Origin of the sequence: Gluconobacter oxydans, from assembly GCF_006539685.1 — a bacterium.
GTDB classification, from domain to species: domain Bacteria; phylum Pseudomonadota; class Alphaproteobacteria; order Acetobacterales; family Acetobacteraceae; genus Gluconobacter; species Gluconobacter oxydans.
This window is the reverse complement of sequence record NZ_BJNM01000040.1, coordinates 1-12428: the sequence shown is the minus strand read 5'-3', so window position 1 is coordinate 12428 and position 12428 is coordinate 1. Positions and strand designations below refer to the sequence as shown.

Below are 12428 nucleotides of genomic sequence, written 5' to 3'. Positions count from 1 at the left end.
GCCCCTTTGACAAGAAAATTACTGCTTGTACCTGCCATAACAGACAGGAAGAAGGGTGCCTCGTATGAAAAAACCGTCATGCTTTCAGGCGAACTTTATCAGACGTCACAACATGCTCAATATTTTGGTCTTCTGCCTGTATAGGCGTGGAATACTCCGAAATAGGTCTGCTGTTGCACATTTTCGAAGCCTGCGTCGCTCAAGGCCTTCCTGATTTCTTCAGGGGACACGCATTGCGCGATGGTATCCCAATAGTATTCCATGAGTGTCCGGCTGTCGCGTGTGGCGGTTACGCCGGAGAGGAACGGTACAATCCGCCCCAAATAAAGGCGCAGGATTTTCTGTATCATTACACTCCGCGCCCGCCCGATTTCCAGAATTAACACATGCCCTCCCGGTCGCAGTGCATGGCGCCAGACCGAAAACGTCTCTCTAAGATCAGCCACATGGCGCAGGGCATATCCCATACTCAGTAGGTCGAATTGTCCGTCAGAAAATGGGAGCCGCTGGGCATCGGCCTGGACGAGAGACACGCCGGGAACATTCCGTCGACATTCTGCCAGCATACCTGCACTCATATCGAGCCCGACGACATTAGAGGCTCCTGCAATTCCGGCAGCTTCGCGTGCTACGAGCCCCGTTCCGGTCGCGATATCCAGCACCCTGTCTCCAGCTTGCAGGCCAGTCTGGCGCAGCATCCTTCGCCGGAACCAGCGCCCGCTTCCCAGCGAGAAAATCGTATTGATGCGATCATAATATGGTGCCGTCCGATCAAACAGGGACTGCACAAATCCAGAGCGTCGCGCCGAGTCATCGTACCACGCGGAAAGAACCGGGTGGGGGGGGATTTTTTCAGGACGATGATCGGTCATGCGGAGTTCACAATGCTTCTTGTCATGAGGCATGGCGGGAGCGGCCTCGAGGCTTTTTCTATCTGAAGTCCAAGGCGATGCAAGCCCGACGGCGGTTATCTCCGGATGGTGGACTGTTGCTTCCATGCTCGCGCGGCAGTCCAGGGCGAGACGTGGTCGAAATTACGGATCGCCAGTCTGCGTATGCCGTATTCCGCAACCAGAACGACAAAGATCAGCCCTAATACACCCCCCCGAACCAGCCAGATCCATGCCCGAAAGGATACCCAAAACGCGAGAGGTAAGGGAAGAATGAGCAGAAAACCCAGAAATATGACCCAAAACCATGTCTGGTAGCGCGTATAGAATGCTACATCCGATCGCAATGGGGCACCGCCATGCGCCTGTCGCGCAAGGGCGCTTACGAGCGGTTCCTGCCCTGGCATGAGGGAGCGCAGGAAAAGACGCAGCGGAATGATCAGGCCTGCGGTATATATTGCAAACGCATCCGCGTTGCGGACCAGAAACGGAAAGCGGTTTCCCAGGAAAAATATTATAATCGTTATTACAGACCAAAAAAGCCAGCGCCTAGTCAGGAGTGTCAGTGCCGCGCCCTGACAGACGATGAGAAAAGAAACGGCCGTTTTTTCCGGGGTTCCAGCAAGCTGGAGCAAATAAGAACTAATGAACCCGAGCAGAAAGAACAGTCCTCCAGCGAGGTGCCTGCTTGGTGACGGGGCTGATGGCATGGATCCGGCTGCTTTCCCTCAGAAAGACGCTGTGATAGCAGATTGTATCGTATTGTCATTTTTCCATGCCGAGAGCTTCATGACGACCCAGACGGGCAAATCTCTTCAGACGCCATTTGAGCACGAAATCGCTGAGCATCTTGTGGACGTGCTTCAACTGGAATTGGCCCCGCAAGAGATTGTTCCGGATGAACCTCTTTTTGGAGAGGGATTGGGGCTTGATTCCATCGACGCCTTGGAAGTGGCGCTGATGATCAGCCGTGTCTACAATGTCACCCTCCGTTCCGACGACCCTGACAGCCGCCGGATTTTCAGCTCCCTGCGTGCGCTTGCCAGCCATGTCGCAGAAATGCGCGAGAGTTCCGGACTGGCGGGATCCGGGCGGGAAGGATGACGTCTTGCTGCGCCAGTGATTTTCAGCTGGACATGGCTGACCTGCGCCTGGTCTTTTCGCCCGATAGACCTGTCTTTCGTCATCCGGACGGCACCACCAGTACAGGCCACGATCTTCTGCGGGCCGCCCACCGCATAGCGGCTCTTCTTCCGGATGCACCTGTTGTGTCTCTCTGTCAGGATGTCTGGCCTTTTACCGTGCTTTTTTTAGCAGCCATCCTGAGGGGGCAGCCTGTCCTGCTGTCAAGCGATCGCTCAGCCGAGAGGCTGGAGGAACTTGCTCGGAGCCGCGGTGGAATCTGTGTCACTCTGAATGGGGAGGTGCCGGCCGAGAGCCTTCCGTCCGGCACACTGGTTCTGCCGCCAGCAGATGGATCTGGAACGGAGCCTCCCGAAAATCCGCACATTGCATTTTCAACAGAGGTCGCCACTGTTTTTACGTCCGGCAGCACGGGAGAACCCGCTGCCTATCCCAAGACGTGGGGAGCGCTGGTCGTTCGCAGTATCGTGGCCCGCGAACTGCTTGATCCCGAGGCATGTCCGTCTTCCCTGACGGGAACAGTTCCACCGTATCACATGTACGGGTTCGAGACGCTCGTCTGCCAGGCCCTCCATACGCGCAGCCTTGCCATGGCAGGTCTTACGACCTATCCGGCTGACTGGCAGGCCATGCTGGTTCATGCTCCCGAACCCCGTATCCTTGTCACGACCCCTTTGCAGATGCGTGCCCTGTTACGGGCGGAGCTCGAGATGCCACCGGTTGCGCGTGTTGTTTCGGCGGCCGCTCCTCTGGGGACGGATCTGGCGCGGCGTGTCGAGGATGCGTTTGGAACGGTCGTCACCGAGATTTATGGCGCAACCGAAATCGGCTCGATCGCCATGCGCCGGACGACTGCAACTCCTGTCTGGAGGCTTTACGACACTGTCCGGCTGGCCGTGACGAAGGAAAGCGCAACGGTCTCCGCCCCGGGCGCACCGGACATTGAACTCGCCGATCTTGTCGAGGCAGTGGACGCACGGCATTTCCGCCTGATCGGGCGGCGGAATGATGTCGTTAAAATTGCCGCACGCCGCGCCTCGCTTTCAGCCCTGAATATGATTCTGACGGGCCTGCCCGGCGTTGAGGATGGCGCCTTCGTGCCTCCGGCCCCCGAAGATGGGCCGACCGCGCGAATGCAGGTTCTCGCCGTTGTGCCGGACGGAGACGGGGCCGGCATCCTGTCCGAACTCCGCAAATGTATTGATCCGGCTTTTTTGCCACGTAGTGTCACGGTGGTCGAAGCGCTGCCCCGCAATTCCGTGGGCAAGCTGACGGCCGGAGCGCTGCGCTCCTTCGCGAGCACTGTTCTGGAAGGCGAAATCATCGGGGAGACCATATTCCCGCCCGAGCATCCGGTCTTTGCGGGGCATTTCCCTGGCCGTCCTCTGGTGCCGGGTGTGCTGCTTCTCGATTACGGGCTGTCCTTTGCCGGTTTGACGCCGGATCGTGTCGATCAGGTGAAGTTCCTTCGTCCGGTCAGGCCCGCTGAGGCGGTGCGGTTTCGCCTGCGCTCCGGCAATGGACGGCTGACCTTGACCGCACGCGTCAACGAAGCCGCTGGCACGCCTCTTGTTTTGCGTGCCGTTTTGCCTGTGTGAGCAGACGCATGACAGCCGAGCGGGAGGCCTGGCTCGTTCCCGAACGCGGCAACCGCTTTGTGATGAAACTGATGCTGGGACTGGCGCGCCTCTTTGGCCGCAGGCGTCTGGCGCTCCTGCTTTATCCGATTTCACTATGGTATCTTGCGACGGACGGGACAGCGCGCCGGAACTCTCGGATCTATCTGCGACGCGTCCTGGGACGTGAACCTTCGCTTCTGCTGATCTGGCATCATATCCGCTCTTACGCACAGATCACGCTGGATCGGCTGTTCATTCTCGATCCTCGGGCGACGCCTCCGGAAATTTCTCTCGCTGGCGCGGAGATCCTGTTCGAAGCTCTCGAAGCTGGTCGGGGATGCCTTCTGCTTGGAGCGCATATCGGCTCGTTCGACTCCCTGCGCACCGTCCTTCGTGTCATGCCGGCCCCGCTGACACTCAGAATCCTGATGTATCGCCGCTATACCGGGGAGGCAACGCGCCTGATCGAGATGCTCGATCCGGCCTATACCGACATCCTCATCCCGCTTGGAGAACCCGACACGATGCTGCGTGTGGCTGAAAGCCTGCGCGCCGGATCGGTCGTGGCCATCCTTGGAGACAGGGCTCATGACATGGGGCGCAGTCTTTCCGTTTCGGTACTGGGAAAACCTGCCCTTCTTCCCGTCGGACCGATCCGTCTGGCGGCTCTGACCGGGGCGCCGGTGGTCCTGTTCAGTGGTCTGCGGCGCCCGGACGGCAGCTATGATATCCGTTTCGAAAAATTTGCCGAGCGCATAGAATTTGGCGAAACCGCGCAGGAAAAAGCCGCCAGTCTGAAAGCATGGATGACCCGTTATGCCGACTGGATGAGCGCACTGTGCCGCAGGGATCCGTTATCATGGTACAATTACTACGATTTTTGGAAAGAGCGCACATGACGTCCCTGACACGGCTGATGGCAACCTTGTTCTGCTGCTTCGGGCTGCTTCTGCCAAGACTGTCCCAGGCAGCTCCTTCTCCTGACAGTGCGCCTGTATCTCCCGAAAGGGCGGATGCGATCCTTACCCGGGTTGGAGCGGTTCCGGCGCGCGACAATACGTTCCATGAAGTCCGGAACCTGGTTACGCTGACCCGTCCTCTTGAGAGCAGCGGTACACTGAAATGGCGAGCGCCCGATTATCTTGAAAAACTGACCCTGTCTCCGCGGCGCGAAGATCTTGTCATTCGTGGCAGCACGGTCACCATGATGCGCGGCACCGCACAACCCCAGACCCTGGATGCGACCCGCAACCCGGCGCTCCAGCTTCTGGCCGACACACTGCGCGCGCCCCTGTCCGGAGATACTGCCCTTCTGCACCGCTATTATCACATTGCGGTTTCCGGCACTGAGGGCGGCCTGTGGACACTGACGCTCTCTCCCGCCACGAACGATGTCCGCCATTTCCTGAAACAGGTGGCCATTGCAGGAACAAACAACGCCATAACGCGTCTTGAGGTCATTCAGGCGAACGGGGACCACCAGACCATGACCATCCTTCCCTGAAATTTCCGTATGCGCCGCTCTCCGAAACAGCTTGCCCTGGTCCTTCTGGCATCGGTCATTTTTGCCGCGACTGTTCTGGGTCTGATTCCGTTGCGCATGGACATGGCTGGCTTCCTCCCGCCCGCCCATGATGTCGGGACGCGCTTTCTCCTGCGTGAAGTCCATGGCGGAGTGGCGTCTTCGTTCATCACGGCTGGCATCGAAGGCGCCCCTCCTGACCAGCTCGCGCGGATCAGTCGGGCGATGCAGGACAGGCTGGGCCAGAACCCGCGTTTTTCCGCCGTACTCAACGGTTCTTTCTCAACCGTCGGGAATGACGGCCTGCGCGATCTGCTTTTCACACACCGCTATCTTCTCGCGCCCGATGCAACCACTCGGGATTTTTCTGCCACGTCTCTTGCCGCAGCCTTCAGTAGCACGCTCGACAGTCTGGAATCGTCCGCCGAACCCCTCCTTGCGCCCTTCATCCTGCGCGACCCAACGGGTGCCTTTCCCGATACGCTTCGGCAAATTCGACCGAATGTCCATGCGGAGATGCGCGAAGGCGTCTGGTTCGCTCCTGGCCGGAAGGCCGGGCAGGAACGCGCCCTGATGCTGTTTCGCACAAGAGCGTCGGGGATGGATTTTGCCGCGCAGAAAGACGCCCCCGCCGTCATCCGGGCGGCGTTCGCCGCTGCGCATCCCGGACGCACCCGCCTTCTGCTGAGTGGTCCGGCTGTTCTGGCGGTGGAAAGTGCCCGGGCCATGCGCAGCGATATTGACCTGATCTCGTTAGCCTCGCTGGGGATCGTGATCTGCGTTCTGTACTGGCGTTTCCGGTCCCTGTGGGTTCTGGCAGCCATCGGAGGCCCTTTTCTGATCTCGCTGGGCATGGCGATGATCGTGGTGCGACTATGCTTCGGCTTTGTCCACGGCATTGCTTTCGGTTTCGGCATGACGATGCTCGGCGTGTCGCTGGACTACCCGGTTCTGCTGATCGGCCATCGTGATGCCGGTGAGGGGCCGGACGCCACCCTGCGACGCATCGCGCCCAGCTTGCGTCTTGCGGCGCTCATGGCCGCGCTGGGCCTCAGTGGTATGATCTTCTGCGGGCTGCCCGGTCTCGCACAACTGGGCGTTTTTGCTGCAACCGGCTTGCTGACGGCGGCGGTCGTTACACTCCTGCTGATGCCGCGTCTGATCGTCACGGCTGATCTGGCGCCGAATGTCAGTGGCCCTTCAGTCGTGCTCGAACGCGCCGAGCGACTGCGCCATCTGCGCGGTTTGTATCTCGTCCCCGTTCTGGGCGCACTTGCCGTTCTGATCCTTCATCCGCCGCCTCTTGTGACCGATCTGTCAGCCCTGAGCCCGGTTCCTGCGGAAGCAAAGGCGCGGGAGGCCATGCTGCGACATGATCTCGGGACGCCGCAGTCTGCTCGTCTTGTCGCCGTTCAGGGCCAGACGGCAGAGCAGGTGCTTGAACGGGAGGAAGTCCTGTCCCCGGTTCTCGACCGGCTGAGCCGGGCAGGATTTGTGTCCGGCGTGCAGGATGCGGCGGCTCTGTTGCCATCTTCGGCTCTTCAGAAACAGCGCCAGGGCAGTCTTCCAGACGATGCCGCACTGTCTGCCGCGATCGACACCGCCCGTAATGGACTTCCTTTCAGGCCCAGAACATTCGAGCCGTTCCGCAAAGACGTGGCAGTAGCGCGCATCCAGTCCCCGCTCACCCCGGACAATCTACGCAATACCCCGCTGGAGCAGGGCCTTTCGCCACTTCTGTTTGATCGCGAGGATGGCTGGTGGGGACTGGTGCTTCCCACTGAAGTCCGGAACATGGCAGCGCTCCGTGCCGCGCTGGCGCGCTATCCGGGCGTTCTGGTGATCGACCTCAATGCCGAACTGCGAAGTCTTACCGCCTATCATACCCGCCTGACGCTGATCTGGACGCTGGCCGGAAGTGCCGCTGCAATACTCATCCTCTTCCTGGTCCTCCGGGATCTTCGGCGCCTGCTGAAAGTCCTGGGAGCTGTTGGGTCCGTGATGGTAATGCTGCCTGCTATTCTGGCGCTTCGAGGCGAGCCCCTTTCGCTCATCCATTTTGTGTCCATCCAGTTCGTCGCGGGTGTGGCGCTGGATTACGCGCTGTTCTTCGCCCGTCCCCAGCTTGACGGCGCGGAACGGGCCAGAACGATCCGCACCCTCCTGACCTGCAATGTCATGACGGTCCTGAGCTTTGGCTGTCTGGCCTTCTGTCACACGCCGTTACTTCGGGAAATCGGTCTGACTATTTCATGTGGGGCCTTTCTTTCGCTGCTCTCCGCTTTCATGCTGGCTGGACAGAAACCCGACGTTGCGGCACAAGGCGCTGCATGATTCCACTCGTCGTCACTGCCGGAACCGTACGGAGTGCCATCGGGGCCGGTTTGGCTGAAACCCGTGAGTCCCTGCTCGACCGGCGCTCTGGGTTGACCCCTTGCGATTTCGCTGGTGTGAAGACGGGTTATATGGGACGCGTGGCGGGCATCGAGCAGCACAGCCTTCCATCTGAACTGCTTTCCTTTGACTGCCGCAACAACCGTCTGGCCGATATGACCCTGCAGCAGGACGGCTTCATTGACGCCGTGGCGGATGCCAGGGCATTTTATGGCGCATCACGCATTGCAGTCATTACCGGAACATCCACTAGTGGCATCCTGTCTTCTGAGGAAGCCTATGCACGTCGGAATATTGCCAGTGGCACGATGCCAGCCGATTTTCAGGAAGAATATACCCAGGACCTGTTCTCCCTGCCGCGCTATGTAGCCGCTGCGCTCGGACTGACCGGGCCTCTGCTGACGGTGTCCAACGCCTGCGCCTCTTCGTCGCGCGCCTTCATTGACGCATGGCACTGGATTGCCGCTGGCCTGTGCGATGCTGTGGTCGTGGGTGGTGCTGACAGCCTGTGCGGCATGACGCTGCGCGGGTTTGCCTCACTGTCCCTGATCGCATCGGGCCCGACGCGCCCCTGCGATGCCATGCGGGACGGGATTTCGGTGGGCGAAGGTGCGGGCTTCGTCCTGCTGGAACGTGCGTGCGCGAGGTCGATCTCCCCGATGGCCCGCATGATGGGCTTCGGCGTGTCCAGCGATGGCTATCACATGTCTTCTCCCGACCCTGCAGGACGGGGTGCTATGGCCGCCATGACACAGGCCCTGAACCGCGCGTCCCTCACACCCCGGGACATTGGCTACATCAACCTTCATGGGACGGGCACTCTTACGAACGACGCCATGGAAGACGGTGCCGTTTTTAAGGTTTTCGGTGACGGGACGCCCTGTTCGTCGACCAAAGGCTGGACGGGCCATACGCTTGGCGCGTCGGGAATCATCGAAGTGCTTTTTGCTATCCAGACTCTAGAAACCGGCGTCCTTCCGGGCTGCCTCAACGTCCAGACGGTCGATCCGGCATTCCGCTCGCAAATCATCACAGCAAACGAGAATACGGCTCCCCGTGCCATTCTGAGCAACGCATTCGGTTTTGGCGGCACGAATTGCAGCCTCGTGATCGGAGCCGCCTGATGCATCTGTCGCTTCGCGCGGTCGCGGTCCGTGGCCCTGGTCTTCCATGCTGGGACGCTGCAATTCCGGTTCTGCGTGATCCAGCACTCTGGACTGACGGCCCGGTCATCCTGCCGCCGCTGACAGCGCTGCCGCGCAATGAACGCCGCCGGGCGGGACCGATCAGCAGGCTGGCACTGTCAGTCGCGGAGGAAGTCTGCGCACAGGCCGGTATGGATCCGGCAGCCCTGTCCGCCGTTTTCAGTTCGTCCAATGGGGATGGCGGTGTGATCGATTCCATTCTGCACACCTTGACAGCTCCAGACGTAGCCGTCTCGCCGACCCAGTTTCATAATTCCGTCCATAATGCTGCCGCCGGTTACTGGACGATTGGTCATGGTTCCATCAGCCCGGCCACGGCGCTGGGCTGTTTCGACTGGTCGTTCGGGGCCGGATTTCTCAATGCCGCCGCCGAAGCCGTCACGGAAAATCATCCCGTGCTGTTCGTGGCGTACGACATGCCCATTCCCGGCCCGATCGGAACGGTGCGTGTCACTCCCGTATCCTTTGCCTGCGCCTTCATACTCGACCCCGATCTCAACGGTCCGGCCGTCGCACGGCTTACGCTGACATATGACGCCAGTATGGATGATGTGACGGATCTTCCGGCCGATCCCGAGCTCCGGGCTCTGGCGCTGGCCAATCCTGCGGCCCGCAGCCTCGCCTTCCTCATGCTCCTGGCCTTGCGTAAGGCCGGATACGTTCACGCGGGATGCCTGAATGGCACTCTTTGCATGGAGACCTTGCCATGCTGAACCGTAACGCCATTCTCGCCCTGATCCCGCATCAGGGGGCAAGCTGCTTGCTTGATGGGTGCTCATCCTGGACGGAACACGTGCTGGACGCTGTCACGCAACGCCATCTCGATCCAGCCTGTCCCTTGCGCCATGATGGTCGCCTCGGCGCGGTTACTGTTGCTGAATTCGCCATGCAGGCCGTGGCGCTGCACGGTGCGCTGACAGATGGGAAGGGAAGTGCCCCCGGCTATCTCGCTGCCCTGCGCTCAATGGATCTGCGCTGCGACCGTCTGGATGATCCCGGCCTGGGCGCGCTGCGTATTCGCGTGACACAGGACTGCGCTATGGCCGACGGATTCATCTACGGCTTCACGGTCAGCAGCGAGGCCGGTATAACGCTCGCAACAGGCAGCGGAACGGTGATGCTCCAACCCATGACGGAAACCGTTTGAATGCGTGCCCTCATCACGGGCGGCACAAGCCCAATCGGTGCCGCGATCTGCCGACGTCTGGCGCAGGATGGCCTGCACGTCATCATCCATGCCTGCACATCTGTCGGAAAAGCGCATGACCTGGCTGAGGAGATCTGCGAAGCCGGTGGACAGGCCGAAATACTGGTCTGCGATCTGTCCGACATCGTGGCGACGCGCGACGCTCTGATCCCGGTTGTGGCGGGCGGTGTGCCGCAGGTCATTGTCCATAATGCCGGTACGCATGACGATGTGACCATGGCGGGAATGCAGCCTGCTCAATGGACAGACGTGCTTGACGTCTCTCTGGATGGGTTTTTTGCAGTGGTGCAGCCACTGCTCCTGCCGTTGACGCGCAAGCGCCATGGTCGCATCATTGCTCTCTCTTCGGTGACAGCCCGGCTCGGCAATCGGGGGCAGGTCGCATACGCGGCGGCCAAGGCCGGGCTGGAAGGCGCAGTTCGCTCCCTATCCCGCGAGGTGGCCAGTCGAGGCATTACAGTCAATGCCGTTGCGCCAGGTGTCATCAACTCACCCGCAGCAAGTGCCGTCATGGATACTGCGCAGATCAGCGCGCTCGTTCCAGCCAGACGGGCCGGTCAGCCTGAGGAAGTGGCAGCGCTGGTTTCGTTTCTGGCCTCCGATCAGGCGGCTTACATCACAGGCCAGACAATCGGCATCAATGGAGGTATGGCATGACGGCGCACAAGACCGTCTCAATGGACTGCGATGTTCTCGTCATCGGTGGCGGTCCCGCCGGAAGCACGGCCGCCACCCTTCTGGCCCGTCAGGGGTACGACGTGGTGCTCGTGGAGAAGGACGCCCATCCCCGCTTTCATATCGGCGAGTCCCTGTTGCCCTGCAATCTGCCGCTCCTGCGCGATCTGGGTGTTCTCGATCAGGTTCAGGCCATGGGCGTCTACAAGCCCGGTGCGGAATTCGTATCGGAACGGGAGGATCGGCGCGTTCCCTTTCCTTTCCGATATGCGATTGGTGCCAGGGACGACCACGCCTATCAGGTCGTCCGTTCTCAGTTCGATGAACTCCTGTTTCGTAACGCAGCCAGACATGGCGCCCAAACCCATGAACAAACGCGCGTTCTCTCTGTCGATTTCCACGCCGGCCAGCGCGCCACTGTAAAAATAAAGGATGATACGGGAACGGAACGGACTCTGAAGCCGCGTTTTGTTCTTGATGCCTCCGGGCGCGAGGGTTTCCTCAGCCGTACCCTGCGGCGCAGAACAGCAGACCGGAACAATTCGACGGCTGCCATTTTCAGTCATTTCCGGAATGTTCCGCGTCGCGACGGTGATATGGGTGGCTATATCTCGATCCATCTCGTTGATCAGGGCTGGTTCTGGATGATCCCGCTTCCCGATGGCGTGATGAGCGTAGGTTTCGTCGGTGATAAGGCGGCATTCAAGAACCATGTCGGTCCAGTAACGGATCTGTTCTGGGAAAAAGTCAGGGAAAGTCCGGCCGTTGCCGCGCGAATGGCCCATGCCACAGCCCTGGCAGACCTCTCGACAACAGGAAATTATTCTTATCGCGCGGACCGGGCCTGGGGGGATGGATATTATTTGATCGGGGATGCATATGCGTTTCTTGATCCCGTCTTTTCCTCGGGGGTATTGCTGGCCATGCGCAGCGCCTATCGCGGCGCGGAAGTTGCCGCAGCATGGCTCAAATCGCCAGAGCGGGGAGCAAGAACAGCTGCCGCCGCTGAACGTCGGACCCGCGCTGAAATGCGTCGCGTCAGTTGGTTGATCTATAGGATCAATACTCCCGTCCTGCGCAAACTCTTCCTGAACCCACGAAATATTCTCCGGATGCGAGACGCAATAATCTCGCTCTTGGCAGGAGATTTCTCTGGAAAACCGAGCGTTATGTTGCCTTTCATGGCTTTCAAGGCGATTTATGGTTTATTTTCATTACGGAGAAATTCAAAAACTTAATTCTTTTGCTTGTTTTATAATTCGTTTTTTGGGCTATCTCTTACTCTTGTTTTGGCACCAAGAGAAGAATAGGATGCGGGAGCTTTCCCGTTGTAAAAGCGATCCAGTTCCTTCAGAGCGCTCTGGAACTGCCCTTGTCGTTTCAGGTTCCTAATCGCAAAGCGGATATTTTCGGGGAGCTGATGTGGAAGCCGGGCCAGTCGCTCAAGCCGGGCAACGGTCTTCTGCGCCTGATCACAGTCCGGGACGCGGTCCGCACGCCACCGGGCAATGACCTGAGCCCGTCTGTGTTCGGCCTCCCGGCAGCGATCCTTGATCCAGACGCGACGGGTTTTCTCGTCCAGCAGGGTCTGGAGCAACTCGCGTCGGTCTTGCAGATAGTCCTGCCATTTCACTTCCCGCTCTGTGGGAACCGGGATCTGGATCGGGTCAGGTTTCTGGCTGTTCAGTCCCAGATGATAAAGAATGAACTGCACGACATAGCGCAGGATCTCGGTCAGCTGCGCCAAGACCTGACGATACTGTTCCTCTGTTT

At 59.7% G+C, this 12428-nt stretch carries 13 protein-coding genes; 11 read left to right on the top strand and 2 right to left on the bottom strand.

Translation table 11 applies throughout. The features are described 5' to 3' along the window. Positions 1 to 116: 116 nt before the first annotated feature. Positions 117 to 998 carry a class I SAM-dependent methyltransferase gene (locus GOX01_RS11340; RefSeq protein ID WP_011252930.1) on the bottom strand — a complete coding sequence of 294 codons (882 nt, stop codon included), beginning with the start codon at positions 996 to 998 and terminating at the stop codon, positions 117 to 119. Positions 999 to 1249: 251 nt separating this feature from the next. Here GOX01_RS11340 and GOX01_RS12915 point away from each other — a divergent pair, with 251 nt between their 5' ends. The 11 genes from GOX01_RS12915 (at position 1250) to GOX01_RS11285 (ending at position 11893) form a co-directional block, all read left to right on the top strand. Further along, the gene (locus GOX01_RS12915; protein ID WP_155720745.1) at positions 1250 to 1585 is read left to right on the top strand and encodes a hypothetical protein; all 336 of its coding nucleotides are present in this window, start codon (positions 1250 to 1252) and stop codon (positions 1583 to 1585) included. A gap of 94 nt (positions 1586 to 1679) precedes the next feature. Beyond that, positions 1680 to 1994 (top strand): phosphopantetheine-binding protein, encoded by a 315-nt coding sequence (locus GOX01_RS11330; RefSeq protein WP_024716509.1) that lies wholly within the window; start codon positions 1680 to 1682, stop codon positions 1992 to 1994. Further along, complete coding sequence (locus tag GOX01_RS11325) at positions 1991 to 3631, top strand: AMP-binding protein (RefSeq protein ID WP_011252932.1); 1641 nt, start codon at positions 1991 to 1993, stop codon at positions 3629 to 3631. The genes GOX01_RS11330 and GOX01_RS11325 overlap by 4 nt, the downstream gene beginning before the upstream one ends. A gap of 8 nt (positions 3632 to 3639) precedes the next feature. Further along, on the top strand, positions 3640 to 4551 hold the full coding sequence (locus GOX01_RS11320; RefSeq protein WP_011252933.1) for an LpxL/LpxP family acyltransferase: 912 nt from the start codon (positions 3640 to 3642) through the stop codon (positions 4549 to 4551). Continuing rightward, the gene (locus GOX01_RS11315) at positions 4548 to 5156 is read left to right on the top strand and encodes a LolA-related protein (RefSeq protein WP_062268997.1); all 609 of its coding nucleotides are present in this window, start codon (positions 4548 to 4550) and stop codon (positions 5154 to 5156) included. The genes GOX01_RS11320 and GOX01_RS11315 overlap by 4 nt, the downstream gene beginning before the upstream one ends. A gap of 9 nt (positions 5157 to 5165) precedes the next feature. Next, positions 5166 to 7508 (top strand): MMPL family transporter, encoded by a 2343-nt coding sequence (locus GOX01_RS11310; RefSeq protein WP_062268996.1) that lies wholly within the window; start codon positions 5166 to 5168, stop codon positions 7506 to 7508. After that, on the top strand, positions 7505 to 8692 hold the full coding sequence (locus GOX01_RS11305) for a beta-ketoacyl-[acyl-carrier-protein] synthase family protein (RefSeq protein WP_024716512.1): 1188 nt from the start codon (positions 7505 to 7507) through the stop codon (positions 8690 to 8692). Before GOX01_RS11310 ends, GOX01_RS11305 begins: the two co-directional genes overlap by 4 nt. After that, positions 8692 to 9486: a beta-ketoacyl synthase chain length factor gene (locus tag GOX01_RS11300; RefSeq protein ID WP_174787491.1), complete on the top strand. Its 795-nt coding sequence runs from the start codon at positions 8692 to 8694 to the stop codon at positions 9484 to 9486. Before GOX01_RS11305 ends, GOX01_RS11300 begins: the two co-directional genes overlap by 1 nt. Then, a complete protein-coding gene (locus GOX01_RS11295) occupies positions 9480 to 9920 on the top strand; it encodes a phosphotransferase (RefSeq protein WP_011252938.1) in 441 nt (146 codons plus the stop codon). The genes GOX01_RS11300 and GOX01_RS11295 overlap by 7 nt, the downstream gene beginning before the upstream one ends. Beyond that, the gene (gene fabG / locus GOX01_RS11290; RefSeq protein WP_011252939.1) at positions 9921 to 10637 is read left to right on the top strand and encodes a 3-oxoacyl-ACP reductase FabG; all 717 of its coding nucleotides are present in this window, start codon (positions 9921 to 9923) and stop codon (positions 10635 to 10637) included. It abuts the gene before it with no gap. Further along, on the top strand, positions 10634 to 11893 hold the full coding sequence (locus GOX01_RS11285; protein WP_011252940.1) for an NAD(P)/FAD-dependent oxidoreductase: 1260 nt from the start codon (positions 10634 to 10636) through the stop codon (positions 11891 to 11893). The genes fabG and GOX01_RS11285 overlap by 4 nt, the downstream gene beginning before the upstream one ends. Positions 11894 to 11907: 14 nt before the next feature. On the opposite strand, the gene GOX01_RS11280 is transcribed toward GOX01_RS11285, so the two are convergent. Then, positions 11908 to 12428 (bottom strand): hypothetical protein (locus tag GOX01_RS11280; RefSeq protein ID WP_218023019.1); only part of this gene is annotated, 521 nt, incomplete at its 5' end.

Coding starts and splice junctions, on each gene's coding strand:
- GOX01_RS11340 (WP_011252930.1), bottom strand. CDS start 998: ATGGAAGCAACAGTCCACCATCCGGAGATAACCGCCGTCGGGCTTGCA.
- GOX01_RS12915 (WP_155720745.1), top strand. CDS start 1,250: ATGCGCCTGTCGCGCAAGGGCGCTTACGAGCGGTTCCTGCCCTGGCAT.
- GOX01_RS11330 (WP_024716509.1), top strand. CDS start 1,680: ATGACGACCCAGACGGGCAAATCTCTTCAGACGCCATTTGAGCACGAA.
- GOX01_RS11325 (WP_011252932.1), top strand. CDS start 1,991: ATGACGTCTTGCTGCGCCAGTGATTTTCAGCTGGACATGGCTGACCTG.
- GOX01_RS11320 (WP_011252933.1), top strand. CDS start 3,640: ATGACAGCCGAGCGGGAGGCCTGGCTCGTTCCCGAACGCGGCAACCGC.
- GOX01_RS11315 (WP_062268997.1), top strand. CDS start 4,548: ATGACGTCCCTGACACGGCTGATGGCAACCTTGTTCTGCTGCTTCGGG.
- GOX01_RS11310 (WP_062268996.1), top strand. CDS start 5,166: ATGCGCCGCTCTCCGAAACAGCTTGCCCTGGTCCTTCTGGCATCGGTC.
- GOX01_RS11305 (WP_024716512.1), top strand. CDS start 7,505: ATGATTCCACTCGTCGTCACTGCCGGAACCGTACGGAGTGCCATCGGG.
- GOX01_RS11300 (WP_174787491.1), top strand. CDS start 8,692: ATGCATCTGTCGCTTCGCGCGGTCGCGGTCCGTGGCCCTGGTCTTCCA.
- GOX01_RS11295 (WP_011252938.1), top strand. CDS start 9,480: ATGCTGAACCGTAACGCCATTCTCGCCCTGATCCCGCATCAGGGGGCA.
- fabG (WP_011252939.1), top strand. CDS start 9,921: ATGCGTGCCCTCATCACGGGCGGCACAAGCCCAATCGGTGCCGCGATC.
- GOX01_RS11285 (WP_011252940.1), top strand. CDS start 10,634: ATGACGGCGCACAAGACCGTCTCAATGGACTGCGATGTTCTCGTCATC.